The sequence below is a fragment of the Streptomyces sp. AMJ-169 genome (assembly GCF_055597585.1).
The window spans coordinates 137945-164493 of the sequence record NZ_JBVLTJ010000005.1 but is presented as its reverse complement, the minus strand read 5'-3'; the positions used below and the strand labels follow the sequence as shown (position 1 = coordinate 164493).

The window sequence follows — 26549 nt, the reverse complement described above, 5'->3', positions numbered from 1 at the left end:
ACCTGCGCGTATACCCCCGTTGTCAGTGCCCGCCGCTAGCCTCTCCTCATGCCCGCCCACATCAGCGACCCCGAGCAGCTCAAACAGCTCCTCGGCATCCCGTTCACCCCGGAGCAGACGGAGTGCATCACCGCCTCGCCCGCCCCGCAGGTGATCGTGGCCGGCGCCGGGTCGGGCAAGACGACCGTGATGGCCGCCCGCGTGGTCTGGCTGGTCGGCACCGGCCAGGTCGCCCCCGAACAGGTCCTCGGCCTCACCTTCACCAACAAGGCCGCGGGCGAACTCGCCGAACGCGTCCGCAAGGCGCTGGTCAAGGCAGGCGTCACCGACCCGGACGCCATCGACCCCGACCACCCCCCGGGCGAACCGGTCATCTCGACGTACCACTCCTTCGCCGGCCGCCTGCTCACCGACCACGGACTGCGCCTCGGCCTGGAGCCCACCTCACGCCTCCTCGCCGACGCCACCCGCTTCCAGCTCGCCGCGCGGGTCCTGCGCGAGGCCCCCGGCCCCTACCCGGCGCTCACGCGCTCCTTCGCCGACCTCGTCAGCGACCTCCTCGCGCTCGACGCCGAACTCGCCGAACACCTCGTCGCCCCCGACGACCTGCGCGCGTGGGACGCCGACCTGCTGACCGCCCTCCAGAGCGCCAGGCTCACCAACCCCGACCTGCGCAAGGTCCCCGAGACGGCCGCCGCGCGCCGCGAACTCGCCGCCCTGGTCGGCCGCTACCGCGACGCCAAGAACGGGCGCGACCTCCTGGACTTCGGCGACCAGATCGCCCTCTCCGCGCGCCTGGGCCGGCTCCCCGAGGTCGGCCGCGCCCTGCGCGAGGAGTTCAAGGTCGTCCTCCTCGACGAGTACCAGGACACCTCCGTCGCCCAGCGCATCCTCCTCGCCGGCCTCTTCGGCGGCGGCAGCGGCCACCCCGTCACCGCCGTCGGCGACCCCTGCCAGGCCATCTACGGCTGGCGCGGCGCCTCCGTCGCCAACCTGGACGACTTCCCCGAGCACTTCCCGCACGCCGACGGCCGCCCCGCGACCCGCCAGGCGCTCAGCGAGAACCGCCGCAGCGGCGGCCGGCTCCTCGACCTCGCCAACGGCCTCGCAGCCCCCCTGAGGGCCATGCACGCGGGCGTGGAGGCCCTGCGCCCGGCCGACGGCGCCGAACGCGCCGGAGCGGTCCGCTGCGCCCTCCTGCCCACCCACGCCGACGAACTCGCCTGGCTCGCCGACGAGATCGCCCACCTCGTGCGCACGGGCACACCCCCCGGCGAGATCGCCGTCCTGTGCCGCACGGCGACGGACTTCGCCGAGATCCAGGGCGCCCTCGTCGCACGCGACGTCCCCGTCGAGGTCGTCGGCCTGTCCGGGCTGCTGCACCTGCCCGAGGTCGCCGACCTGGTCGCCGTCTGCGAAGTCCTCCAGGACCCCGGCGCCAACGCCGCCCTCGTCCGCCTGCTCACCGGCCCCCGCTGGCGCGTCGGCGCCCGCGACCTCGCCCTCCTGGGCCGCCGCGCGCGGCTGCTCGTCGCCCACACGCGCGCGGGCCACGAGGACGACCCCGACCGGCGCCTGGCCGCCGCCGTCGAGGGCACCGACCCGGCCGAGGTGATATCGCTCGCCGACGCCCTGGACACCTTCCTGGACGGCACCGGGGACGACGACCAGCTGCCCTTCTCGCCCGACGCGCGCGTGCGCTTCGCCCGCCTCGGCGCCGAACTGCGCGACCTGCGCCGCTCCCTGGCCGACCCCCTCATGGACGTCCTGCACCGCGTCCTGGCGGTCACCGGCCTGGAGGTCGAACTGTCGGCGTCCCCGCACGCGCTGGCCGCCCGCCGCCGCGAGACCCTGTCGAACTTCCTCGACGTCGCCGCCTCCTTCACCGCCCACGGCGAACCGACCCTCCTGGCCTTCCTCGCCTTCCTGCGCACGGCCGCCCAGTACGAGAAGGGCCTCGACAACGCGCTGCCCGGCGGCGAGAACACCGTCAAGGTGCTCACCGCCCACAAGTCCAAGGGCCTGGAGTGGGACGTCGTCGCCGTCCCCGGCCTCGTCGAGGGCGCCTTCCCCAGCACCAAGGGCCGCGAGAAGTGGACCGCCCAGGCCAAGGTGCTCCCGCACGCGCTGCGCGGCGACGCCGACACCCTCCCCGACGTCCCCTCCTGGGACGCCAAGGGCATGAAGGCCTTCCAGGAGGCCATGAAGGACCACCAGCACACCGAGGAACTCCGCCTCGGCTACGTCACCTTCACCCGCCCGCGCAGCCTCCTCCTCGGCTCGGGCCACTGGTGGGGCCCCACCCAGAAGAAGCCCCGGGGCCCCTCGGACTTCCTCCAGGCCCTGTACGACCACTGCGCCGCCGGCCACGGCGAGATCGAGGCCTGGGCCGAAGCCCCAGGGCCCGACGAGGAGAACCCCGCCCTCCAGGACGCCACCGCCGACCGCCTCTGGCCCCTCCCCCTGGACGAACAGTCCCTGACCCGCCGCAGAGCAGCCGCCCGGACCGTCCTCGCCCACCTGGACACCCTCACCGCCCACGACACCCCCCACCCCGCCACGGCGCAAGACCCCGACTGGCCCCCACCGCCCACCGAGGACGACGCCCCGTACGACGCCCCGGACCCGTACGACGAAACGCCCCCGTACGACGAGACGGACCCGTACGTCGAAACGCCTGCGTACGTCGAAACGGACCCGTACGACGACACCGCGCGGGCCCACCCCATCCCCCACCAGCCAACCCCCCTCACCCCGGAGGAGACCCGCACGGTCGACTCCTGGGACCGTGACCTCGAAGCCCTCACCGAAGAACTCCTGCGCGCCCGCCGCAGCGTCGTCGAGGTCCCGCTGCCCCCCACCCTCACCGCCTCGCAGTTGCTGAGACTGGCGGCCGACCCCGACGGCCTCGCCCAGGAGCTGGCCCGCCCCATGCCCCAGCCCCCGCAGCCCGCGGCCCGCAGGGGCACCCGGTTCCACGCCTGGGTCCAGGCCCGCTTCGAGGAACTGACGCTGCCCCTGCTGGAGCCCGAGGACCTGCCCGGCACCGACGCCGAGATCGACGACGAACGCGACCTGGAGGCCCTCAAGGAGGCCTTCGAACGCACCGAGTACGCCCGCCGCACGCCCTACCGCGTGGAGGCCCCCTTCCAGCTCGCCCTCGCCGGCCGCGTCGTACGGGGCCGTATCGACGCCGTCTACAAGGAGGGCGACGGGGCGACGGCGTCGTACGAGATCGTCGACTGGAAGACCCATCGCGCGCCCACCGCCGACCCGCTCCAGCTCGCGCTCTACCGGCTCGCCTGGGCCGAGCAAGAGGGCGTGCCCGTGGAATCGGTCACAGCGGCGTTCCTGTACGTGCGCACCGGGGACGTCGTCCGGCCGGCCGGACTGCCCGGGAAGGCAGCGCTGGAGCGGATTCTGCGGGGCGAGGACGGCCCGGGGGAGCCTCCGGCGACCACGCGACCGCCCGGCGACGATGTCAGTGCGGGCGGATAGGCTCGTCACCATGAGCCACACCGTTGACACAGGCGTCAGCACCGTCCGCGCGTACATCGAGCAGCACCGCACCGCGTTCCTCGACGACCTCACCGAGTGGCTGAGCATCCCTTCGGTGTCCGCCCAGCCCGACCACGGCCCCGACGTCCACCGCAGCGCCCTCTGGCTGGCCCGGAAACTCGAAGCGGTCGGTTTCCCCGTCGCCGAGGTCTGGCCCACCCCCGGCGCCCCTGCCGTCTATGCGGAGTGGCCCAGCGACGACCCCGAGGCGCCCACGGTCCTCGTCTACGGGCATCACGACGTGCAGCCCGCCGCCCGCGAGGACGGCTGGCACACCGACCCCTTCGAGCCCGTCGTGCGCGACGGCAGGCTCTACGCGCGCGGGGCCGCCGACGACAAGGGACAGGTCTTCTTCCACACCCTGGGCGTGCGCGCTCACCTCGCCGCCACCGGCCGCACCGCCCCGGCCGTCCACCTCAAGCTGCTGATCGAGGGCGAGGAGGAGTCCAGCTCGCCGAACTTCCGCGCCCTGGTCGAGGCCAACACCGCGCGGCTCGCCGCCGACGTGGTGATCGTCTCCGACACCGGCATGTGGGCCGAGGACACCCCCACGGTGTGCACGGGCATGCGCGGCCTCACCGAGTGCGAGGTCCGGCTGCACGGCCCCGACCAGGACATCCACTCCGGCTCCTTCGGCGGCGCCGTACCGAACCCGGCGACCGAGGTGGCCCGCCTGGTGGCCGCGCTGCACGACGAGCACGCGCGCGTGGCGATCCCCGGCTTCTACGACGGCGTCGTCGAACTCACCGACCGCGAGCGCGAACTCTTCGCCGAGCTGCCCTTCGACGAGGAGCGCTGGCTGCGCGCGGCGCACTCGCACGCCACCCTGGGCGAGGCCGGGCACACCACCCTGGAGCGCGTCTGGGCCCGCCCGACCGCCGAGGTCAACGGCATCGGCGGCGGCTACCAGGGCCCCGGCAGCAAGACCATCGTCCCCGCCTCGGCGTTCGTGAAGCTGTCCTTCCGGCTCGTCGCCGGCCAGGACCCGGCCGCCGTCGAGACGGCCGTACGCGCGTGGGTGGCCGGCCGGCTGCCCGCCGGGATCCGGCACGAGATCATGTTCCACCCCGCCACGCGGCCCTGTCTGACCCCGCTCGACCACCCCGCGTTGCAGTCCCTCGCGCGCGCGATGGGGCTCGCCTTCGGGCAGACCGTGCGCTTCACGCGCGAGGGCGGCTCGGGACCGGCCGCAGACCTCCAGGAGGTCCTCGGCGCCCCCGTCCTCTTCCTGGGCATCTCCGTCCCCTCCGACGGCTGGCACGCGCCCAACGAGAAGGTCGAGATCGACCTCCTCTTCAAGGGCGTCGAGACCAGCGCCCACCTGTGGGGCGACCTCGCGCGCACGTGGCGCCGCGCGCCCTGACACCCCGTAGGCCCCCGCCCCGCGCGCGGGGGCACACTGGAAGGACCGCACCCGCGCCCGCCGTACCGCCCGCCTAGCCGCTCGAACCAACCGCCGCACTGGGGGAGTTGGAAGCACCCGTGACCACCTGGACCGACCCGAACGCCGATCGACCCGTCTCGCTCACCGCGCCGAGCGGCATCGACCGCGCCGCCCACCACCGGCTCGACGAGGCCTGGCTCGCCGCGGCGTGGAGCCACCCGACCACGCGCTCTTTCGTGGTCTCCGGCGGCCAGGTCCTCATCGACGAGACGCCCGACGGGCGCACCGAACTCGTCATGACGCCCTCCTTCGAAGCACCCCTCACCGAGGCGCACCGCTACTTCCTGGGCACCGACGAGGACGGCGTCAGCTACTTCGCCCTCCAGAAGGACGCCCTGCCCGGCCGGATCGACCAGTCCGCGCGGCCCGCGGGCCTGCGCGAGGCGGGGCTGTTGCTGTCCGCGCGGGACGTCGGTCTGATGGTCCACGCGGTGGGCCTGGAGAACTGGCAGCGCACCCACCGCTTCTGCTCCCGCTGCGGCGAACGCACCGTCATCGCCGCCGCGGGCCACATCCGCCGCTGCCCGGCCTGCGGAGCGGAGCACTACCCGCGCACCGACCCGGCCGTCATCATGGCCGTCACGGACGAGGAGGACCGCCTCCTGCTGGGCCGCCAGGTCCACTGGCCGGAGGGCCGCTTCTCGACGCTCGCCGGCTTCGTGGAGCCCGGCGAGTCCATCGAGCAGTCCGTGCGCCGCGAGGTCTTCGAGGAGGTCGGCGTCACCGTCGGCCAGGTCGAGTACGTCGCGAGCCAGCCCTGGCCGTTCCCGTCCAGCCTGATGCTCGGCTTCCTCGCGCACGCGACGACCACCGAGATCGACGTCGACGGCGACGAGATCCACGAGGCGCGCTGGTTCTCCCGCGACGAACTGGGCGCCGCCTTCGAGTCCGGCGAGGTCCTCCCGCCGTACGGCATCTCGATCGCCGCCCGCCTCATCGAACTCTGGTACGGCAAGCCGCTGCCGACGCGCAGCTTCGTCTGACGTACGGAAGACCCGGCGTACACAAGAGGCGCGCACGACTGAAGGGCGGCCCCCGGAGAGGGGGCCGCCCTTAGTTCATACGATCCTGCTTACGCGCCGATCTTCTGCTTGACCTGCGCCAGCGACGGGTTCGTCAGCGTCGAGCCGTCGGGGAACAGCACGGTCGGAACCGTCTGGTTGCCGCCGTTCGCCTTCTCCACGAAGGCCGCGGACTCCGGGTCCTGCTCGATGTTGACCTCGGTGTACGCGATGCCCTCGCGGTCCATCTGACCCTTGAGCCGACGGCAGTATCCGCACCACGTCGTGCTGTACATCGTCACAGTGCCCGGCATGTCTCTCGCGCTCCTTCGGCGGCGTCAGGAAGGTGGTGCCGCAGAAGGGGAACGTACTTGAATCCGCCACCATTCCCGCCCCGGAGGTGACCTGGGCGGCCTGGGCAGTGACGTCGGTCATCTCGTACGACCATCGACACCGCCTGTGGACAACTTTCCCGCCCGTCCCGGCGGACCTGGCAGCATGGCGGTGTGACAGCAGCAACGCACTCCACCCTCTTCCCGCAGGCACCGGACTCTGCCGACGCGGTGCTCGAAGGGCTCGACCCCGAGCAGCGCGAGGTCGCCACCGCGCTGCACGGCCCGGTGTGCGTCCTGGCCGGGGCCGGCACGGGAAAGACCCGCGCCCTCACCCACCGCATCGCCTACGGCGTGCGCGCCGGCATCCTCCAGCCCTCCAGCGTCCTCGCCGTCACGTTCACCGCCCGCGCGGCCGGCGAGATGCGCGGCCGGCTGCGCCAGCTCGGCGCCCAGGGCGTCCAGGCGCGCACGTTCCACGCCGCCGCGCTGCGCCAGCTCCAGTACTTCTGGCCCAAGGCCATCGGCGGCGCCCTGCCCCGCATCGTCGACCGCAAGGTCCAGCTCGTCGCCGACGCCGCGGCCGCCTGCCGCATCCGCCTCGACCGCGGCGAGCTGCGGGACACGACCGCCGAGATCGAGTGGTCCAAGGTCACCCAGACCGTCCCCGCCGACTACGCGCGCGCGGTGGCCAAGGCCGGCCGCGAGGCCCCCCGCGACCCCGCCGAGATCGCCCAGCTGTACGCCGCCTACGAGAACCTCAAGCGCGAGCGCGGCGTCATCGACTTCGAGGACGTCCTGCTGCTGACCGTCGCCGTCCTCCAGGACCGCAGGGACATCGCCGAACAGGTCCGCGCCCAGTACCAGCACTTCGTGGTCGACGAGTACCAGGACGTCAGCCCCCTCCAGCAGCGCCTCCTGGAGCTGTGGCTCGGCGAGCGCGACGACCTGTGCGTGGTCGGCGACGCCAGCCAGACCATCTACTCCTTCACCGGCGCCACCCCCGACCACCTCCTGGACTTCCGGCTGCGCCACCCCGGGGCCACCGTCGTCAAACTGGTCCGCGACTACCGCTCCACCCCCCAGGTCGTCCACCTCGCCAACGGCCTGCTCGCCCAGGCCAGGGGCCGCGCCGCCGACCACCGCCTGGAGCTGGTCTCCCAGCGCCCGGCGGGCCCCGAGCCGGGCTACACGGAGTACGCCGACGAACCCGCCGAGGCCGAGGGCGCCGCCCGCCGCATCCGCGAACTGCTCGACGCGGGCGTCCCGGCCGCCGAGATCGCCGTCCTGTTCCGCACCAACTCCCAGTCCGAGACCTACGAACAGGCCCTCGCCGACGCGGGCGTGCCCTACCAGCTGCGCGGCGCCGAGCGGTTCTTCGACCGGCCCGAGGTCCGCAAGGCGACCGCGTCCCTGCGCGCCGCCGCCCGCTTCGGGGACAACGACTCCGCGCTGGACGACGCCGTCGACCTGCCCTCCCAGGTGCGTGCCGTCCTCTCCGGCGAGGGCTGGACCTCGCAGCCCCCGGCGGGCTCGGGGGCCGTCAGAGAGCGCTGGGAGTCCCTGGCCGCGCTGGTCCACCTCGCCACCGGCTTCGCCGCCGCCCGCCCCGGCGCCGGCCTCGCCGACCTGGTCGCCGAACTCGACGAGCGGGCGAACGCCCAGCACGCCCCGACCGTCCAGGGCGTCACGCTGGCCTCCCTGCACTCGGCCAAGGGCCTGGAGTGGGACGCCGTGTTCCTGGTCGGCGTCGCCGAGGGCATGATGCCGATCACGTACGCGCGCACCGACGAGCAGATCGAGGAGGAGCGCCGGCTGCTGTACGTCGGCGTGACCCGCGCGCGCGAGCGCCTGTACGTCTCCTGGGCCCTGTCCCGCTCGCCCGGCGGCCGTCCCGGCCGCCGCCCCAGCCGCTTCCTGGACGGCCTGCGCCCCGGCTCCGGCGCCCGCGGCAAGACCGGCCCGGGGGGCGGCGCCTCAGGCGGCGTGGAACGCGGCTACGGCGCCTCCCACGGCGCTGCGGCCGGGCCTGTCGCCGTACCCCGCCGGGGGCAGCGCACCCCGGCGCGCTGCCGGGTCTGCGGGCGGACGCTGACCGACGGGGGCGAGCTGAAGCTGCTGCGCTGCGAGGACTGCCCCTCCGACATGGACGAGGGCCTGTACGAACGGCTGCGGGCCTGGCGCGAGGTGCAGGCGCGGGGCAACGGCCAGCCCGCCTTCTGCGTCTTCACCGACAAGACTTTGGTGGCCATCGCGGAGACCGCTCCCACGGAGCCGGGAGAGCTCGCCCGCATCCCCGGCGTGGGCCAGCGCAAGCTCAACCGCTTCGGGGCCGAGGTGCTGGCCATCTGCGCAGGCCAGGACCTCACCGAAGGTGAGGAGGAGGGCTGAGGCGAACTCGTCGAAAAAATAGTTTGCGCATGCCCCAGCAATCCCCATAGGTTCTTACGCACGGGGAACGGAGGCCTTCTCGGAGGCCCTGATTCCGTGTTGTACTTGCATATCCGTCCGATCGGGCTCACCCCCGGTCCCCAAGACGCCGAGAGGAGGCGATTCCAGTGATCATCAACAAGACGAGTGACAGCAGCCGCAAAATGACCGATCGCTCGGTCGTCTCCCTGTGCATGCTCGGCGCCTCGGTCCTGGGCACCGGTCTGTCCGGCATCCGTGCCGACCGGCCGGCGTCCCTCTCTGTCGCCGCGGAACTCACCGTCCGCAATGAGCGACCGCTGAAGGCACTGGTAGCAGGAGAGGCAAAGGCCCCGGCCTATGCCTTTACGGCAGCCGGTGCCGGTAAGCAGACGACGCACCACCACCAGATGTGGGCCTTCCGTGGGCCAGAACCCTGGAGTGATCCAGCCTGATCGCCGATCAGGCAGGCGCCTTCAGGGCCGCGGAACCCCATCCGGGAACCGCGGCCCTTCTGTTTGTTCCGGGGACTTGGGAAGCCAGGACCCCGGCGGACAGGACGAAGGGCCTCGGACAACAGCAGAACCCGGTACCAAGCCGCCAACCGGTCCACCGACCGGCACGACCAGACGAGGAAGACCAACCGTGCAACTCGAAGCGCACGCCCCGTCCGTACCGCCTTCCGAAACGATCCCCCCGCCCCGCTCCACGGAGGACTCCGACTTGACCCCCCTCACCGCGCTCACCGCGCTCGACGACGCCATCGAGAACCTCGGCGTACCCGTTCCCTGCCGCTCCTACGACCCGGAGGTCTTCTTCGCCGAGTCGCCCGCGGACGTCGAGTACGCCAAGTCCCTGTGCCGTACCTGCCCGCTGATGGAGGCCTGCCTCGCCGGCGCCAAGGAGCGGCGCGAGCCCTGGGGTGTCTGGGGCGGGGAGCTGTTCGTGCAGGGGGTCGTCGTCGCCCGCAAGCGACCGCGTGGCCGTCCGCGCAAGAACCCGGTCATGGCATGAACATCACCGGAACGATCGACCGTCCTCTCACGCACGACCCCATGAAGCAGGCCCCGATGAAGCCGTCCGCAACCGAGCCCACCGGCTCCGCGATCGAAGAAGTCACCACCACCGGCGCGAACGCCTCGCGTCAGAACAGGACCCGCGAGATGCAACTCATCCCAGAAGCCCTGGCGCGTGCGCATATGCACGCCCGGCTGCACGAGGCCGAGCAGGAGCGCCAGGCGTACCGCCTGGCCGCCGCTCGCCGGATGCAGCGCCGGGCCGAGCGCGCCTCCCGGCGCGCCCGGCGGGCGCTCGCCATCGCCGTGATGCAGTGATCCGGACCACCTGAAGCGGTGGCCTCCCGCACAGGGAGGCACAGCTCTCCCGGAGGGGCCGGTCCGTCCGAACGGACCGGCCCCTCCGGCCTGTTGAGGCGCCCCGGGCACCGGGCGTGTGGGGGTGCGGGACGACGGCGGGCGCGTTGCCCGGCGTACGACCGGAGCGCGGTTATCGTCGGCTGATGACGAGCCTCCCCGCGGACCGTGCCCCCGACGCCGCCCCTGCGGACCCCCTCGACTGCGCCCGCTGCGGCGCCCCGAGCGGCGGCACCCCACCCGTCACCTGGACCTGCTCCGTCGAGGGCGGCGCCCGCCGCTACTTCTGCGACAGCTGCGCCCGCGACAACCTGCGGGCGATCGAGGGGCGGCTCGACTCGGCGTGGTGGTGAGAGCCCGCGGGTCACCCGGGCCCCCGGCTCAGCCTCCCGCCACCGCCGCGGCCTCCTCCGCCACCGGCTCCTCCGGCGCGAACCCCGGCAGCCAGCGCTCCAGTTCGTCCCGCAGCCGGACCGTCGCCCCCAGCTGGCACAGGACACCGATGGTGCTCAGCGTCACCCGGTGTATCAACAGGTACGACGGCGGCAGATTGAGCTGCTTGCCGAGCTGATGGGCGGGGGAGCGGGGGTCGGCGATACGGGCCGCCTGAGTGCGCATCCAGGAACGGGTGAACGTGAACTCCTCGGCCCGCGCCGGCTCGATGATCGGCACCAGATACTCCAGCACCGTCTCCGGATCCAGGTCGACCGACTCCTTGACGAACCCCTCCGCGCACAGATGGTCGTAGACCGCGCCCGCGTCACCGTCCAGCGTCATCCGCAGGGACTCGCCGATCGGCCTCGGCAGCCCGCCCGGCAGCCGGTCCACCGTCCCGAAGTCCAGCACGCCCAGCCGCCAGCCGGCCACATCGTCGCCTGAGCCCTCCCCGCCCGCCTTCACCGGCAGCAGCCGGAAGTTCCCCGGATGCGGATCGGCGTGCAGCAGCCCCGTGCGCGCCGGGCCCGAGAAGAAGAACCGGGCCAGCAGCTGACCGGCCCGGTCCCGCTGCTCCGGCGTCCCCTCCGCGATCACCTCGGACAGCGGGATCCCGTCGATCCACTCCGTGACCAGCACCTGCTCGCACTGGTGGATCACCTCGGGCACCACCACGTCCGGATCGCCCGCGAACTCCCGCGCGTGCGCCTGCTGGGCCTGCGCCTCCAGGGCGTAGTCCAGCTCCTCCGAGACCCGGTCGCGCAACTCCGCGATCAGCGGCTTGACGTCCATCCCCGGGATCAGCGGGCCCAGCAGCCGCGCGAACCGGCTCAGCTGGGTCAGATCCGACAGCAGCGCCTCGCCCGCGCCCGGGTACTGCACCTTGACGGCGACCTCCCGCCCGTCGCGCCACACCGCACGGTGCACCTGCCCGATCGACGCCGCCGCGGCCGGCTTGTCCTCGAACTCCTCGAACAGCTCCGGCCAGTTCGCGCCGAGCCGCTCGGCCAGCACCGCGTGCACCGTGCGCGTCGGCATCGGCGGGGCCGCGTCCTGAAGCTTCGTCAGCGCCGCCCGGTAGGGGCCCGCGACCTCCTCGGGCAGCGCCGACTCGAAGACCGACAGGGCCTGCCCGAACTTCATCGCACCGCCCTTCAGCTCACCGAGCACCTTGAACAGCTGCTCGGCGGTGCGCTGTTGCAGCTCCCGGCCCACCAGCTCCGCGGACTCGCCCACGATCCGCTTGCCCAGACCCCACGTGGCCCGCCCGGCGAAGCCGAGCGGAAGCGCGGCGAGCTTGGCGGTCCGCGTGACCGCCTTACGGGGAAGATCAGACATGCTGCGCCCTCCAAGTACCCGCCGGCCGCGCCCCTCGCGTCGTACGGCATGACTCCCGCACGTGCCGTCGCTCCGCCATTGTCTCGTGCGACTCCCCCTCCTCCGGTGTGTGTTCCTCCTTACCTTCACCCGGATCGGCCGCCCGGCCCGCGCGCGGGTCCTCCGGGACGACCTGCTCCCGCTCGACGGACGCGGCGCGCGCCGCCCCGCAGCCGCACCCCGGATGGGCCGTCACCGGCCGCTCCCGCCAGGTCAGCGCCGGCGCCGAGACCTCCCAGCGGCGGCCCACGCCCGACGGGGAGAGCCCGTCGAGGAACGCCAGCGCGTGGGAGGCGGCCAGCCCCGCGACCGTCGCCGCCAGCGCCACGTCGCACGGCACCGGCGGGCGCCGCCGCCCCGAACGCCACTGCGTCACCAGCCGCGGCCACATCGGATCGCGGTCCGCCCGCGCCTGCTCCAGACACCCCGCGCACCCCGTCTCCCCCGGCAGCACCAGCGGCCCCACCACCCCCGTCCCCTCCACCACCCCCGCGTACAGATGCGGCACCCCCGCCGCCATCAGCGGCCCGGCGTCGGCCGGATCCGGCGCGTGCACCCGTACGTCGTCCCGCGGCGCCAGCACCACCAGGGCGAGACCCGGCTCCCGCGCGGCCGGGGCCGGACCGGGCGCCCGGCGCGGCCGGTCCGGCGCCGCCGCGCGCGCCACCCGCCGGGCCGCCACCGACCGCTGCTCACCCACCGCCTCCGCCGGCAGCCCGCCCGGCGCCACGTCCTGCGGCGCCACCGACCCGCCGTCCACCACCTCCACCTCGCCCATCCCCGCCGCCGCCAGCAGCGCCGCCAGCACCGCCCCCACCCGGCCCGCGCCGCGCACCTGCACCCGCAGCCGGCGCCGGGCCGCCAGCACCTCCAGCGCCCCGCCCGGCTCCGCGCACACCAGCGACAGCGCCGCCAGATCCGGCGCCAGCCGCTCCATCAGCCCCGCCCGCCCCCGCAGCTCCCGCGCGTCCAGGCCGCCACCGCGCGCGTCGTCCAGCAGCCCCGACCCGGCGAGCCCCCGCACCAGCTCGTCGACATGCCCGTCCGGCAGCTCCATCCGCCGGCCCTCCGCCCGCAGCAGCGGCAGACCGCGGGTGCCGTCCATCAGCTCCAGCAGATACGCCGACGCCCCGTCGACCGGGCCCACCGTCAGCGCGTGCGCCGCCGTCATCCCGTACTGCGCCGTACCGCTGTCCCGCCAGCCGCGCCGCAGCGCCGGCTTCACCTTCGGATGCATGACGACCCCCGTCGATTCCCGGGCCCCACGGCCCTGACCAGCCCATCTCCCGCCGGCCGTCCGGACCGGGCCGCGCCGACGGGTCCAGCATGCCCCGGCCCCGCCCGACCGTGCCGAAAGTTATCCACAGGTACCGGATATCGTCATACGAATCGGTCGTACGAGGCACATGTGAGGTACCGGATCAGCACCGAACCGCCCCGGACCCGGGACTTCCCCCATGTGCAGCGGGTAACGTCGGGGCGTGTCCGCCGACCCACTCCACCACGCCGGAACACCGCAGCGCAGCACGCCCAAATCGCCCAGCGGCGGCCAGGGAGCGAGCGCGATCGAGGTCCGCAGGAGCGACCGGCGCCGCCGGACGGTCTCCGCGTACCGCGAGGGCGACCGCACCGTCGTGCTCATCCCGGCCCGGATGTCCGAGGCCGAGGAACAGCGCTGGGTGAACGTCATGCTCGACAAACTCGCCGCCCAGGAAAGCAGACGGGTCCCCGGAGACGACGCGCTCGCCGACCGCGCGGAACGTCTCTCGGCCCAGTACTTCGACGGCCGCGCCCGGCCCGCCTCGGTGCGCTGGGTGACCAACCAGAACACCCGCTGGGGCTCCTGCACCCCCACCGAGGGCAGCATCCGACTCTCCCACCGGCTCAAGGGCATGCCCGAGTACGTCATCGACTACGTCCTCCTGCACGAGCTCGCCCACCTCCTCGTCCCCGGCCACGGCCCCGACTTCTGGCGGCTGCTGGAGGCCTATCCGCGCACCGAGCGCGCGCGGGGCTATCTGGAGGGCGTGGTCGCCGCCGACCGGCTGCCGCATCTGCCGGTCGCGCGCGGAGAGTGACCGCCGCTCCGGGCCGCCCCAGGACCCCGGCCCGCATAAGCACCCCGGCCCGCATCGGCACCCCTGCCCGCACCGCCGAGCCGGCCCTTGTGTACCGGCTCCGTACCGGTCTCCGGCGATGTCAGAGGCAGCCGTTAGCCTGACGGCGACGCACTTGACATCGGGACCGGGGGGACGGTCGTTGCGCATGCCCAGGGAATTCCGGCGCGGCCACAAGGCCAGGGTCGGTGAGCTGACCGCGGGGACGGATCTGTACGTGGGCGTGCGGATCGACGCGCCGGGGCTGGCCTTCGACATCACCTGCTTCGGCCTCGACGCGGACGAACGGCTCTCCGACGACCGTTACTTCGTCTTCTTCAACCAGCCGAAGACCCCTGAGGAGGCCGTCCAGCTCCTCGGGGCGCAGTCCGGGGACACCGAGTCCTTCCGGGTCGCCCTGGACCGCGTCCCGCCGAGGATCCGGAAGCTGTCCTTCACCGCGACCGTCGACGGCGCCGGAGAGATGTCCCAGATCGGCTCCGGGTACCTCAGGATCGTCGCAGGCGGCGAGGAAGTCGCCCGCTACCCCTTCGACGGCTCCGAGTTCAGCACCGAACGCGCCGTCATGCTCGGCGACCTCTACCTCAAGGACGTCTGGCGCTTCGCCGCCGTCGGCCAGGGCTTCGACGGCGGCCTGGAGGCCCTGCTGAAGAACTTCGGCGGCGAGATCCTGGAGGACGAACCTCCGGCCCCGGTACCGGCCCCCGCACCTGTCCCGGACCCCGCCCACACCCTGGCCCCGGAACCCACCCCGGCCCCCGCCCAAGCCCCGGCCCCCGCCCACACCCCGGCCCCGCCCCCCGCGATCCACGCCGCCCCCACCATCGCCGCAGGCCTGTACGTCCCACCCGCCGCCCACGTCCCCCCACCCGCTCCACCCCCGCCCCCGGCAACCCCCCAGGGCGCCCCCTTCGCCCCCCAGGCCATGACCCTCGTGGACACCCCGCTCCCGGGTACGACATCCCCGGGCACCCCTCCTCCAGGCGTCCCCTTCGGCACCACCCCGCCCCTCACCCCCGCACCCCCCGAAGCCGCCCTCCGCGCGGTGCTCACGAAGTACGCCGAAGCCCCCGTGGGCGACCGCTGGACCGAGCAGAACCCCCAGCTCGTGCGGGTGACGCTCACCAAGGGCGCGGACGTCCTCGCCAAACAAGGCAGCATGGTCGCCTACCAGGGCGACGTCGACTTCGCCCACAAGGGGGCGGGCCTGCTCGGCAAGGTGACGGGACAGCTCACCGGCCAGGGCATGGACCTGATGCGCTGCTCCGGAGAGGGCGAGGTGTTCCTCGCGGACGAGGCGAGCCGGCTGTTCGTGGTCCGCCTCCAAGGGGAGCAGCTGTACACCTCCGCGCGCGGGGTGCTCGCCTTCGACGAGTCCCTGGACACCGAGGTCCGTCGGATCGAGGGTGTGGGACTGCCCGGGGGAGGCCTGTTCAGCATGTTGTTCTCGGGCACGGGCGCGGTCGTCGTCAAGACGCGCGGGGTGCCGGTCGTCCTCCCCGTCGGACCGGCCACCTATGTCGACGGCAACGCCGTCATCGCCTGGTCGGCGGGCGCGCAGGCGGTCACCACGGCCTCGCTCGGGCTGCGCCGCTCCGGGTACGCCCGGCAGCCCGTGGAGGCCGTGAACCTCCAGTTCCGGGGCGCCCCGGGCAACTTCGTCGTCGTCCAGCCCTTCGAGGTGTGACCGTGGACCTCCAGACACTGAACGCCGGGCAGGCCGCCCCCGCGGGCGCGCGGATGGGCGTGCACGGCTCCAAGACCCTCAAGGTCGCCATGGCCACCGGGCGGGACCTGTACGCGAAGGCCGGCTCGATGATCGCCTACGACGGGTACGTCCAGTTCGACGCGCCGCCCGCCGGGCTGCGCCGCACCGCCGAGGAGATGGTCACCGGTGAGGGCGGCCGGCTGATGCTGTGCCGGGGCGACGGCGCGCTGTACCTCGCGGACTACGGGGGCGACATCCTCGTCGTCCACCTCAGGGATGAGGCCCTGTCCGTCAACGGGCCCACCCTGCTGGCCTGCGACGCGTCCCTGGAGCTGGCGGTCGAGCCCGTCAGGGGGCTCGCCAAGTTCACCGGATCGGGGATCACCAACCTGGTCGTGCGCGGCACCGGCTGGGTCGCGCTGGTCAGCCGGGGCGTGCCGATCGCCCTGGACTGCGCCGAGCGGGAGACGTACGTCGACCCGGACGCGCTGGTCGCCTGGACCGACGGGCTCGCCATGAAGGCGCGGCGCAGCTTCAAGGCGGGCGCGCTGATCGGCCGGGGCAGCGGCGAGGCCTTCCAGATCGGCTTCAAGGGGCGCGGCTTCGTCGTCGTCCAGCCCAGCGAGGACACCGGCGACCGCTTCAAGGCCCGGGGCTGAGGGGGAAACGGCATGCACAGCACACTCTTCGCGCACATCCCGGTGGAGTCCACCGGCCGCTACACCCTCCAGAACCCGCAGCTGCTCAAGACGGACGTCACCCGGGGCGGCAGTCCGGTCCTCGCCCGCCAGGGCGCCATGGTCGCTTTCGAGGGGCACGTCCAGTTCGACGGCCAGTACCGTGACCACGGCTGGCGGGGCGTCGAGCGGATGACCGGCGAACGCCTCGAACTCATGCGCTGCCAGGGCGACGGCGTCGTCTACCTCGCGAACCTCGCGCAGCATCTGCACGTCATGGAGGCGGGCCGGGGGCTCACCGTCGACTCGTCCTCGGTGCTCGCCTTCGACGGCTCCCTGCACGTCGGGATCGTCGCCGTCGACAGCGCCGTGCAGGTCGCCTCGGCGGGCGCGTACAACCTGGAGCTGTCCGGGCCCGGTGAGGTCGTCGTGATGACCTCCGGGGAGCCGCTGGTGCTGGAGGTGGGGCCGGGCAGGAACGTCTGCTGCGACGCCGACGCGGTCATCGCCTGGTCGACGTCCCTGCGGACGCAGCTCCAGGCGCCGACATCCACCTCCGCGGTGTGGCGCCGCCGGGGGTCCACCGGGGAGGGCTGGGAGATGCAGTTCTCCGGCTCCGGGCACGTCCTGGTCCAGCCGAGCGAGCTGCTGCCGCCGCAGCACTTGAGGGCGGCCGGGGTGCTCGGGCAGTTCGGGATGGGGGGTGAGGGGTTCGCGGGGAACTCCTTGGGCGGCAGCCACACCTAGGGAGCACGTGTAAGGGGCGTCAGCCATAGCGTCCGCCCCTTACCACCCCAAGTACGGAACAACCCCGGGCGCCACGGAACGTACGGCTACACCCCCAGCCGCTCCCTCGTCCCCTCCAGCAGCCGTACGACCGACTCGTCGGCGACGCCCCCGACCTCCTCGTACGAGAACCACCGCAGATCCAGCGACTCCTCGCTGATCGACTCCACCGCCCCCTCGGGAGCCAGCGCCGCGTACTGGACGTCCAGGTGCCAGGCGCACGGGGTCAGGTGGCGGTCCAGGCGGACCGGGCCGCCCGGCAGGAGGGTCAGGCCCTTGATGCCGGACTCCTCGGTGCCCTCGCGCAGCGCGGCCTGCGCCAGAGTCGCGTCGCCGGGCTCGCAGTGGCCGCCCATCTGGAGCCACATCCGCAGCTTCTTGTGCAGGGTCAGCAGGACCTGGCCGCGCTCGGGGGCGATGACCAGGGCGCTCGCGGTGACGTGACCGTCCTTGCAGGGCTTCCACATGCCGTCCTCATGGGCGGCGAGGTGGTCCAGGTAGGCCTGGCGCAGCTCTGGCTGGCCCTCGTACCCCTTGAGGACGAGGACCGCGTCGTCGTACAGGCTCACTCGGTGCCGTCGCCCTTGCTGTCGCCGTCCTCGGGCTTCTTCTTCAGGTCGGGGTTCTGGGCGGCCTCGCCCAGGAGCTTGTCCAGCTCGGAGAAGTCGAGCTGCTCGCGGTGGACGAAGCCGTCCGGGTCGTCCAGGTCGGAGGCGGTGGGGAGCATGTCCGGGTGGGCCCACAGGCCGTCACGGCCGTCGACGCCGCGCGCGTCCGTCAGCGACGCCCACAGGCGGGAGGCGTCCCGCAGGCGGCGCGGGCGCAGCTCCAGGCCGATCAGCGTGGCGAACGTCTGCTCGGCGGGACCGCCCGTCGCCCGGCGCCGGCGCAGCGTCTCGCGCAGGGCGTCGGCCGACGTCAGCCGGGGCTTGGCCGCCGCGTGGACGACCGCGTCGACCCAGCCCTCCACGAGCGCCAGAGCCGTCTCCAGACGCGCCAGGGCCGCCTTCTGCTCCGGGGTGTCCTCCGGCTGGAACATGCCCTGCTGGAGCGCGTCCTGGAGCTGCTCGGGGTTCTGCGGGTCGAACTGGCCGACCACGTCCTCCAGCTTCGCGGTGTCGACCTTGATCCCGCGCGCGTAGCCCTCGACCGCGCCGAACAGGTGCGAGCGCAGCCACGGCACATGGGCGAACAGCCGCTGATGGGCCGCCTCCCGCAGCGCCAGGTACAGCCGCACCTCCTCCTTCGACACGCCGAGGTCCTTGCCGAACGCCTCCACGTTCACCGGCAGCAGCGCGGCCTTGCCGACCGGGCCCAGCGGCAGCCCGATGTCGGTGGAGCCGACGACCTCGCCCGCGAGGACGCCCACGGCCTGCCCGATCTGCGTGCCGAACATGGCGCCGCCCATCGAGCGCATCATGCCGATCAGCGGGCCCGCCATGGCCTGCATCTCCTCCGGCAGGACGTCGCTCATGGCCGCGCCGACCCGCTCGGCGACCGGGTCGACCAGCTCCTTCCAGGCCGGCAGCGTCGCCTCGACCCACTCCGCGCGCGACCACGCCACCGCCGTGCCCGCTCCGGACGGCAGCGACGTCGCGTCGTCCAGCCACAGGTCGGCCAGCCGGACGGCCTCCTCGACCGCCGTGCGCTCCGAGTCGCCCACGCTCGCGTCCTTCACGCCGTCCGGCGTGCCCTGCGCGACCGTCTGGCGGGCGATCTGCTTGGCCATGTCCCAGTTCACCGGGCCGCCCTCGTAGGACAGCATCTGGCCGAGCTGCTGGAACGCGGCGCCCAGGTCGGTGGGGTTCATGGAGCCGAACATCGCGGCCAGCGGGTTGTCGGCGCCGGGAGCGCCGAAGCCGGGCTGTCCGAATCCGAACGGGCCGGCCGGTCCCTGACCACCACCGCTCTGGTCCTTCTTCTTGCCGTCGCCGTCCTCCGGCTCCTCCGGCGGAAGGCCGAATCCGAATGGGGTGTCACTCACGGGGTTCCTCGGCTGGTAAGGCCACCGGTCTCCCGACCGGCGGCGCGGCTGCCCTGCAACACCACCCAGCGTAGACACCTGGGCCCGATCGGGCCTCGGTGCTCCGCCGACTCGCGGCCTGCGGCAGGATGGAGCCACCTGGTACGTACGCGTCATCCGCGCCGTATGCCTAGACAACCGCTGGAGACACCTGGTGAGTTCCCCAGATCCGCAGGTTCGCGCAGCGCGAAACCACGCAACCGGCGCGCACGCGCGCGGGCCCGTCGTCGCCGTCACCGGCGCCGCGACCGGGGTGGGCGCGCTGCTGACCGCGCGGCTCGCCGCGTCCGACGAGATCAAGCAGGTCATCGCCCTCGACGAGCGGCGCGGTGAGTGCGACGACGCCCAGTGGCACATCCTCGACGTGCGGGACCCGGCGATCGCGGACAAGCTGCGGGGCGCCGACGTCGTCGTCCACCTCGCGCTGGATCTCGATCTCGGGTCGGAGGCCGCGGCGCGTACGGCGTACAACGTGCGGGGGACGCAGACCGTGCTGACGGCCGCCGCGGCGGCCGGGGTGCACCGAGTCGTGCTGTGCACCTCCGCCATGGTCTACGGCGCGCTGCCCGACAACGAGCTGCCGCTGTCCGAGGACGCCGAGCTGCGGGCGACCGCCGAGGCGACCGGGGTCGGCGACCTCCTGGAGATCGAACGGCTCGCCCGGCGCGCGCCGCGCGCGCATCCCGGGCTGAACGTCACCGTCGTGCGCCCCGCGACGCTCGTCGGCGGCACCGACACCGCGCTGACCCGCTACTTCGAGTCACCCCGGCTCCTGGTGGTCGCCGGGTCCCGGCCCGCCTGGCAGTTCTGCCACGTCGAGGACCTCTGCGGGGCCCTGGAGTACGCCGTCCTGGAGAAGGTCGAGGGGGAGCTGGCCGTCGGGTGCGACGGCTGGCTGGAGCAGGAGGAGGTCGAGGAGCTGAGCGGCATCCGCCGCATGGAGCTGCCGTCGGCGGTGGCCCTGGGGGCGGCGGCGCGGCTGCACCGGATCGGGCTCACGCCGTCTCCCGCCGGGGATCTCGCCTACACGATGTACCCCTGGGTCGTCAGCGGCAGCCGGCTCCATGACGCCGGGTGGCGCCCCGGGTGGACCAACGAGGAGGTCCTGGCGGAGCTGCTGGAGGAGGTCTCCGGCCGGCACACGGTCGCCGGGCGGCGGCTGGGCCGCAAGGACGCGACGGCGGCGGGGGCGGCCGGGGCGACGGTCGCGCTGCTGGGCGCGGCGGCGGTGGTGCGCAGGGCGCGGAAGGCCCGGCGGAGGGTCTGAGGCGACGGGGACGACTCCCAGGGGGCCGACAGGTCCGCGGTCCGTGCTGCCCGGCGCGTGAGGGACTATGGACCCATGGATGAGGTTTCTTGGGGGCATCCCGGTGACTCCGGAGGCGATGCGCCTATCAAGTTGATCGCCGTGCGGGACCGGGCGCTCTCCGTCGACGAGGTGTTCCAGGCGGTCGGGGACCCTTCCACCGGGGGCGTCGATCTCTTCGTCGGCGTCGTCCGGGACCACGACTCCGGGGCGTCCGTCGCCTCGCTCGAGTACTCCTGTCACCCCAGTGCCGAGGACGAGATGCGGCGCGTCGCCGAGAAGGTCGTCGCGGAGTTCCCGGTGCGGGGGCTCGCCGCCGTGCACCGGGTGGGGCGGCTGGAGGTCGGGGACATCGCCGTCGTCGTCGCCGTTTCCTGTGCGCACCGGGCCGAGGCCTTCGCCGCGTGCCGCAAGCTCATCGACGACCTCAAGCACGAAGTGCCCATCTGGAAGCGGCAGGTGTTCGCGGACGGGGCCGAGGAGTGGGTCGGAGCCTGCTGAGGCTCGGGTTGCGTAACCCCGGGTCCCGCGTGAGCGTTGTCAGTGCGGAGGGTTAATCTGCTGATCAGTCAGTCTCGCGGGAGGTAGGCAATGGGGGCGCTTGCCTGGTTGGGCATTCCGCTGGTGGCCGCGATCGGAGCCGGGCTGTGGGGCAGCTGGGCGAACCGCACGCGCAGGGCCCGCAGCGACGGACCCGAGCTGGACGGGTACGCCCGCTTCCGGGCGGCGATGGAACGGCCGTTGGGGCAGCCGTCGGGCGAGTGGTCCGGCCCCAGAGACTTCGCCGCGGCGAAGGCCGCCGCCAAAGCAGAGGCCAAAGCCGCTTCCAAGGACCCCTCCTACAAGGACCCCTCCTATAGGGACACCGGCTACAAAGACGCCTACAAGGGCGCCTACGACGCTCCCTACGACACCCCCTTCACACCCCCCGCCCCAGCCGCCGACCCCGCCCGCAAAGCCCCCGTCGCCGCCGACCCCGCGCTCTGACCCGACCCGCCCCCGAGGCCCCGTACGGCCGAGCGCCCCCGCCTGGACGCCCTGACGGTGCGCCGACAGACGCGTCCCGTAATGTCGAGGCATGCCACGCCGCACCGCGACGATGCTCGCCTCCACCCTGATGCTGATCGCCCTCCTGTGCGCGGGGGTCCTGATCAAGGTGCCGTACTCGGAGATGTCCCCGGGGCCGACGGTGAACACGCTCGGGGACCACGACGGCGAGCCGGTGCTCCAGATCTCCGGCCACAAGACGTATCCGACGACCGGCCACCTCAACATGACCACGGTCCGCGTCACCAGCGCCGACTACCGGATGAACCTGGTGGAGGCCGTCTACGGCTGGCTGGCGCACGACGACAAGGTCGTCCCGCACGACACGCTCTACCCGGACGGCAAGACCGAGGAGCAGTCGACGCAGGAGAACGCGGAGGAGTTCAGCCAGTCCCAGGAGAGCGCGAAGGTGGCCGCGCTCAAGGAGCTCGGCATCCCCGTGCAGGCATGGGTGATCGTCTCCACGGTCGTCAAGGGCTCCCCGGCGGAGGGCAGGCTGCACGCGGGGGACGTCATCAAGGACGTCGACGGGACGGCCGTGAAGGAGCCCGGGGACGTCGCGAAGCTCGTCACCAAGCACAAGCCCGGTGAGGACGTCGTCTTCACCATCGTGCCCGCCAAGGAGCAGGCCGCCGCCGAGAAGGAGGGCAAGACGGCGACCGCGACGCAGCAGGTCACGATCAAAACGGCCACCTCGGACGACACCGGCGCCAAGCGCGCGATCGTCGGCATCTCCGCCGGGACCGACCACACCTTCCCGTTCAGCATCGACATCAAGCTCGCCGACGTCGGCGGCCCCAGCGCCGGTCTGATGTTCGCCCTGGGGATCTACGACAAGCTCACCCCGGGCGATCTGACGGGCGGCAAGTTCATCGCGGGCACCGGCACCATCGACGACGACGGCAAGGTCGGCCCCATCGGCGGCATCGAGATGAAGACGGTCGGCGCGCGCGACAAGGGCGCCCAGTACTTCTTCACCCCGGCCGACAACTGCGCCGCCGCCGCCAAGGACACCCCGGGCGGCCTCACCCTCGTCAGGATCGGCACCATCAAGGACGCCCTGGGCGCCCTCAAGGACATCCGCGACGGAGACACCGCCGCCCTGCCCAAGTGCACCACCAAGGGCTGAATCCAACAGACAGTCACATGAATGCGCTCCTAGGGAGTTGAAGCGCTCCTAGGGAGTGAACGCACCCCTAGGGAGGCGCCCAGCTCCACCCCGAGGATGACGACGGGGGCGCCCCTCCTCACGAAGGGCGCCCCCATGGTCGTACCGGAATCAGTCCTCGAACGTCGCCGCCAGGGCCTCCGCGAGGCCGGGGACCAGGGCGCCGCCGGTCAGGACCTCCGTCGGGGAGTCCTTCTCGCGCAGGCGGACCGCCGACTCGCGGGTGCCGTCGCGCAGGACGGCGACCGTCATGCGGACCTCCTGGCGGTCGGGGTGGGCGGCGACCCACTTCGCCAGCCTGGCCTCGTTGAGGTTCGAGGGGACCTGGGCCTCGGCGGACGGCGGGAGCATGAGGCGTTCGATGCTGAGGGCGCAGCCGGCGACGGCGCCGGGCCAGGCGATCGTGGCGAGGAACTCGTCGAGCGGCTGGGACGTTGACACTTCGTCCTGCTCGATCGGGGTGAGACCGGTGGTCTCGGGCTCGTCCTGAAGACCGAGCTGGGCGGCGAGCCGCGGTTCCTGGGTTCGCAGCCGTGCGGTGTCGACGAGGGCGAAGAGGCGGGCGGGCTGGTCCCAGCCGAGTCCGGAGACGTACTCGTCGATCTCCAGTACGGCCCGGGTGAGCGGGGTCGCCGCCATGGGGGTGTTGGACATGGTCACAATCCTGCCTCGTTCGTAGCCCGGATCGGGAACCGAGTAAGCGGTGAGTAAGTTGCATAGGTAGTGGCCTCGCGATCACGGGGGCCACGAGGGGTCGGCGAACACGCGGACCTGAGGGATCGACAGCGAACTTTGAGGTGCCACCTTGGCTTTCCAGATGCCGGACCGCGGCGGAGGCCCGTCGGGGCCGCGGATCAGAGTGGGCCGCCCCTCGCGGCGGGCCCGGACCCTGCTCCTGACACTGGGCGTGCTGGCCGTCCTGGGCATGGCGTTCACCATGTTCGCCGGGTTCTGGACCGACTGGCTCTGGTACCGCTCGGTGAAGTACTCCTCCGTCTTCACGACCACGCTGTGGACCAAGATCGGACTGTTCTTCGTCTTCGGCCTGCTGATGGCCCTGGCCGTCGGGCTCAACGTCTGGCTGGCGCACCGCCTGCGCCCGCCGCTGTCGGCCATGTCGGTCGAGCAGCAGAGCCTCGACCGCTACCGCATGGGCATCGCCCCGTTCAAGAAGTGGCTGCTGCTCGGGATCACGGCGCTGGTCGGCCTGATCGCCGGCGCGTCCGCGTCGAGCCAGTGGCGCACATGGCTGATGTGGGTCAACGGAGTGCCGTTCGGCCAGAAGGACCCCCAGTTCCATCTGGACGTCTCCTTCTACGCGTTCGACCTGCCCTGGTACCGCTTCCTGCTCGGCTTCGGCTTCGCCGCCGTGATCATCTCCCTGATCGCCGCCGCGCTCACGCACTACCTGTACGGCGGACTGCGGGTGACGAGCCCGGGCGCGCGCGCCACGGCCGCCGCGACCGGCCATCTGTCGGTCCTCATCGGCGTGTTCGTCGCCCTGAAGGCGGTCGCCTACTGGCTCGACCGCTACGGCCTGGCGGTGAAGTCCAGCGACTTCAAGGCCACCGACAGCTGGACGGGCCTCCGGTACGTCGACGCCAACGCGTACCTCCCGGCGAAGACCATCCTGTTCTGCATCGCGGTCATCTGCGCCCTGCTCTTCTTCGCCACCCTCTGGCGGCGCACCTGGCAGCTCCCGGTCATCGGCTTCGGCCTGATGGTCCTCTCCGCGATCCTGATCGGCGGCCTGTACCCGGCGATCGTCCAGAAGTTCCAGGTCCAGCCGAACGAGCAGGCCAAGGAAGCCCCGTACGTCGCGAAGAACCTGAAAGCGACGCGTGAGGCGTACGGGATCGACGACGCGCAGGTCACGGAGTACTCCGGCAAGTCCACGGCCACGGACAAGAACAAGCTGCGCACCGACGCGGACGCGACGGCCAGCATCCGGATCATGGACCCGAACATCGTCTCGCCGACGTTCCAGCAGCTCCAGCAGATCCGCAACTACTACGCCTTCCCGACCAACCTGGACGTCGACCGCTACAACAAGGACGGCAAGGACCAGGACACGGTCATCGGTCTGCGCGAGATCAACCTGGCGGGCATCCCGAAGAAGAACTGGATCAACAACCACTTCCGCTACACCCACGGCTACGGCGTCGTCGCCGCCGCGGGCACGAAGGTGGACTCCGAGGGCCGGCCCGTCTTCACCGAGTCGGACCTGCCGTCCACCGGTGACCTCGGGGAGTACCAGCAGCGGATCTACTACGGGGAGCGCACGACGACGTACTCGATCGTCGGCGGCCCGCAGAAGGAGATCGACTACTCCGACGACAGCGGCGAGAAGACGACGAGCTACACCGGCGGCAGCGGCGTCAACCTCTCCAACCCGCTCAACCGGGCCGCGTACGCGGTGGCGTTCGGGGAGCCGCAGATCCTGTACTCCGGCGCGATCGGGGACGGCTCGCGCATCCTGTACAACCGCACGCCCAAGGAGCGCGTCGAGGCCGTCGCCCCCTGGCTGACGATCGACGGCGACGCCTACCCGGCGGTCGTCGACGGCAAGATCCAGTGGATCGTCGACGCCTACACCACCACCAACGGCTACCCGTACGCCTCCCGTACGACGCTGGGTGACACGACGGCCGACTCGCTGACGGCGGCCAACAACTCCCGCGCGGTGGTGGCCCAGCAGAACCAGGTCAACTACATCCGCAACTCGGTGAAGGCGACCGTCGACGCGTACACGGGTGAGGTCAAGCTCTACCAGTGGGACACCCAGGACCCGGTCCTGAAGACCTGGATGAAGGCGTTCCCGGGCACGGTCGAGCCGCGCGCGGCGATCTCCAAGAACCTGATGGACCACCTGCGTTACCCGCAGGACCTGTTCAAGGTCCAGCGCGAGCTGCTGACCCGCTACCACGTGAAGGACGCCACGACGTTCCTCAGCGGCAGCGAGGTGTGGCAGGTCCCGGACGACCCGACCAACAAGTCGGGCGAGACGGTCCCGCCGTACTACCTGAGCATGAGGATGCCCGACCAGCAGCAGCAGGCGTTCTCGCTCACGACGACGTTCACGCCCAACGGCCGTGACAACCTGAGCGCGTTCATGGCGGTCGACGCGGAGGCCGGGACGGCCGACTACGGCAAGATCAGAATCCTGAAACTGCCGACCAGCACGACCGTCGACGGACCCAAGCAGGTCCAGAGCCAGTTCAACTCCGAACAGGACATCGCCGAATCGATCAGGCTGCTGAGAGGCGGCGACTCCGAGGTCGAGTACGGCAACCTGCTGACCGTCCCGCTCGACGGCGGCCTGCTGTACGTCGAGCCGGTGTACGTGCGCGGCGGCGGCCTCAAGTACCCGCTGCTGCGCAAGGTGTTGGTGACCTACAACGGCAACACGGCGTTCGAGGACACCCTGGAGGCGGCCCTGGACAAGGTGTTCGGCGCGGAGAGCACGACGACTCCGCCGCCGAGCACCGGGACGGGCAACGGCACGGCCACACCGCCGACTTCGTCCAACCCGACCGTCCAACAGGCCCTCCAGGACGCCCAGAAGGCGTTCACGGCCGGGCAGGACGCGTTGAAGAAGGGCGACTGGGAGGCCTACGGGCAGTCCCAGAAGGACCTTGAGGCGGCGCTGAAGCGGGCGGAGGACGCCCAGGGGGCCGGTACATCGTCATCGCCGAGTGCCAGCTCCTCACCGAGTCCGTCACCAAGTCCCAGCTCTTCCTAGGCGAGTTGAGGGACGGGACGCGCGCTTCCCCGCGGGGCGTGCGGCC

At 72.4% G+C, this 26549-nt stretch carries 23 protein-coding genes; 17 read left to right on the top strand and 6 right to left on the bottom strand.

The genetic code is table 11. The annotated features are described in order from the left end of the window. Positions 1-48: 48 nt before the first annotated feature. The 3 genes from ACYUD3_RS14065 to nudC all read left to right on the top strand — a co-directional run bounded on the left by ACYUD3_RS14065 (position 49) and on the right by nudC (position 5985). Positions 49-3498 carry a UvrD-helicase domain-containing protein gene (locus ACYUD3_RS14065; protein WP_470968854.1) on the top strand — a complete coding sequence of 1150 codons (3450 nt, stop codon included), beginning with the start codon at positions 49-51 and terminating at the stop codon, positions 3496-3498. A gap of 10 nt (positions 3499-3508) precedes the next feature. After that, positions 3509-4921, top strand: coding sequence for a dipeptidase (locus tag ACYUD3_RS14060; protein ID WP_470968851.1), 1413 nt, complete (start codon positions 3509-3511; stop codon positions 4919-4921). 119 nt (positions 4922-5040) lie between these two features. After that, a complete protein-coding gene (nudC, locus tag ACYUD3_RS14055; RefSeq protein WP_470968849.1) occupies positions 5041-5985 on the top strand; it encodes an NAD(+) diphosphatase in 945 nt (314 codons plus the stop codon). 89 nt (positions 5986-6074) lie between these two features. Here the strand turns inward: nudC and ACYUD3_RS14050 are convergent, their stop codons facing one another. Continuing rightward, a complete protein-coding gene (locus tag ACYUD3_RS14050; RefSeq protein WP_014048208.1) occupies positions 6075-6317 on the bottom strand; it encodes a mycoredoxin in 243 nt (80 codons plus the stop codon). A gap of 192 nt (positions 6318-6509) precedes the next feature. Here ACYUD3_RS14050 and ACYUD3_RS14045 point away from each other — a divergent pair, with 192 nt between their 5' ends. From ACYUD3_RS14045 to ACYUD3_RS14025, 5 genes are all read left to right on the top strand, one after another. Further along, on the top strand, positions 6510-8726 hold the full coding sequence (locus ACYUD3_RS14045) for an ATP-dependent DNA helicase UvrD2 (protein ID WP_470968846.1): 2217 nt from the start codon (positions 6510-6512) through the stop codon (positions 8724-8726). Between the two features lie 203 nt (positions 8727-8929). Next, the gene (locus ACYUD3_RS14040) at positions 8930-9199 is read left to right on the top strand and encodes a hypothetical protein (RefSeq protein ID WP_470969767.1); all 270 of its coding nucleotides are present in this window, start codon (positions 8930-8932) and stop codon (positions 9197-9199) included. Positions 9200-9389: 190 nt separating this feature from the next. Beyond that, entirely contained in the window at positions 9390-9758 is a 369-nt protein-coding gene (locus tag ACYUD3_RS14035; protein WP_470968843.1) for a WhiB family transcriptional regulator, read from the top strand. After that, complete coding sequence (locus ACYUD3_RS14030) at positions 9755-10078, top strand: hypothetical protein (protein ID WP_470968841.1); 324 nt, start codon at positions 9755-9757, stop codon at positions 10076-10078. The genes ACYUD3_RS14035 and ACYUD3_RS14030 overlap by 4 nt, the downstream gene beginning before the upstream one ends. Before the next feature lie 185 nt (positions 10079-10263). Further along, positions 10264-10470 (top strand): hypothetical protein, encoded by a 207-nt coding sequence (locus ACYUD3_RS14025; RefSeq protein WP_470968839.1) that lies wholly within the window; start codon positions 10264-10266, stop codon positions 10468-10470. Positions 10471-10498: 28 nt separating this feature from the next. On the opposite strand, the gene ACYUD3_RS14020 is transcribed toward ACYUD3_RS14025, so the two are convergent. Then, positions 10499-11890: an ABC1 kinase family protein gene (locus tag ACYUD3_RS14020; RefSeq protein WP_470968836.1), complete on the bottom strand. Its 1392-nt coding sequence runs from the start codon at positions 11888-11890 to the stop codon at positions 10499-10501. Next, positions 11883-13166, bottom strand: coding sequence for a TOMM precursor leader peptide-binding protein (locus ACYUD3_RS14015; RefSeq protein WP_470968834.1), 1284 nt, complete (start codon positions 13164-13166; stop codon positions 11883-11885). Before ACYUD3_RS14015 ends, ACYUD3_RS14020 begins: the two co-directional genes overlap by 8 nt. A 244-nt stretch (positions 13167-13410) precedes the next feature. On the opposite strand from ACYUD3_RS14015, the gene ACYUD3_RS14010 reads away from it, so the two are divergent. The 4 genes from ACYUD3_RS14010 to ACYUD3_RS13995 all read left to right on the top strand — a co-directional run bounded on the left by ACYUD3_RS14010 (position 13411) and on the right by ACYUD3_RS13995 (position 17178). Next, positions 13411-14007 carry a M48 metallopeptidase family protein gene (locus ACYUD3_RS14010; RefSeq protein WP_470968832.1) on the top strand — a complete coding sequence of 199 codons (597 nt, stop codon included), beginning with the start codon at positions 13411-13413 and terminating at the stop codon, positions 14005-14007. Positions 14008-14194: 187 nt separating this feature from the next. Beyond that, positions 14195-15733, top strand: a complete 1539-nt coding sequence (locus ACYUD3_RS14005; protein ID WP_470968829.1) for a TerD family protein — start codon at positions 14195-14197, stop codon at positions 15731-15733. A 2-nt stretch (positions 15734-15735) separates the two neighbouring features. Then, the gene (locus ACYUD3_RS14000) at positions 15736-16413 is read left to right on the top strand and encodes an AIM24 family protein (protein WP_470968826.1); all 678 of its coding nucleotides are present in this window, start codon (positions 15736-15738) and stop codon (positions 16411-16413) included. Between the two features lie 12 nt (positions 16414-16425). Further along, positions 16426-17178 (top strand): AIM24 family protein, encoded by a 753-nt coding sequence (locus ACYUD3_RS13995; RefSeq protein WP_470968823.1) that lies wholly within the window; start codon positions 16426-16428, stop codon positions 17176-17178. 86 nt (positions 17179-17264) lie between these two features. Here ACYUD3_RS13995 and ACYUD3_RS13990 read toward each other — a convergent pair whose 3' ends face one another. Together ACYUD3_RS13990 and ACYUD3_RS13985 are read right to left on the bottom strand one after the other, a co-directional pair. Further along, the gene (locus ACYUD3_RS13990; RefSeq protein ID WP_470968821.1) at positions 17265-17786 is read right to left on the bottom strand and encodes an NUDIX hydrolase; all 522 of its coding nucleotides are present in this window, start codon (positions 17784-17786) and stop codon (positions 17265-17267) included. Next, a complete protein-coding gene (locus tag ACYUD3_RS13985) occupies positions 17783-19201 on the bottom strand; it encodes a zinc-dependent metalloprotease (RefSeq protein ID WP_470968818.1) in 1419 nt (472 codons plus the stop codon). The genes ACYUD3_RS13990 and ACYUD3_RS13985 overlap by 4 nt, the downstream gene beginning before the upstream one ends. 193 nt (positions 19202-19394) lie before the next feature. On the opposite strand from ACYUD3_RS13985, the gene ACYUD3_RS13980 reads away from it, so the two are divergent. The 4 genes from ACYUD3_RS13980 (at position 19395) to ACYUD3_RS13965 (ending at position 22722) form a co-directional block, all read left to right on the top strand. Beyond that, complete coding sequence (locus ACYUD3_RS13980; RefSeq protein WP_470968816.1) at positions 19395-20507, top strand: SDR family oxidoreductase; 1113 nt, start codon at positions 19395-19397, stop codon at positions 20505-20507. Between the two features lie 75 nt (positions 20508-20582). Next, positions 20583-21047, top strand: coding sequence for a molybdenum cofactor biosynthesis protein MoaE (locus ACYUD3_RS13975; RefSeq protein ID WP_470968813.1), 465 nt, complete (start codon positions 20583-20585; stop codon positions 21045-21047). A gap of 90 nt (positions 21048-21137) precedes the next feature. Further along, complete coding sequence (locus ACYUD3_RS13970) at positions 21138-21533, top strand: hypothetical protein (RefSeq protein ID WP_470969837.1); 396 nt, start codon at positions 21138-21140, stop codon at positions 21531-21533. Between the two features lie 91 nt (positions 21534-21624). Then, positions 21625-22722 carry a YlbL family protein gene (locus tag ACYUD3_RS13965; protein WP_470968810.1) on the top strand — a complete coding sequence of 366 codons (1098 nt, stop codon included), beginning with the start codon at positions 21625-21627 and terminating at the stop codon, positions 22720-22722. A 150-nt stretch (positions 22723-22872) separates the two neighbouring features. On the opposite strand, the gene ACYUD3_RS13960 is transcribed toward ACYUD3_RS13965, so the two are convergent. Continuing rightward, entirely contained in the window at positions 22873-23415 is a 543-nt protein-coding gene (locus tag ACYUD3_RS13960; protein WP_470968808.1) for a PPA1309 family protein, read from the bottom strand. Between the two features lie 163 nt (positions 23416-23578). Between ACYUD3_RS13960 and ACYUD3_RS13955 the strand changes: the two genes are divergently transcribed. Further along, positions 23579-26503, top strand: a complete 2925-nt coding sequence (locus ACYUD3_RS13955) for a UPF0182 family membrane protein (RefSeq protein ID WP_470969765.1) — start codon at positions 23579-23581, stop codon at positions 26501-26503. Positions 26504-26549: the final 46 nt, after the last annotated feature.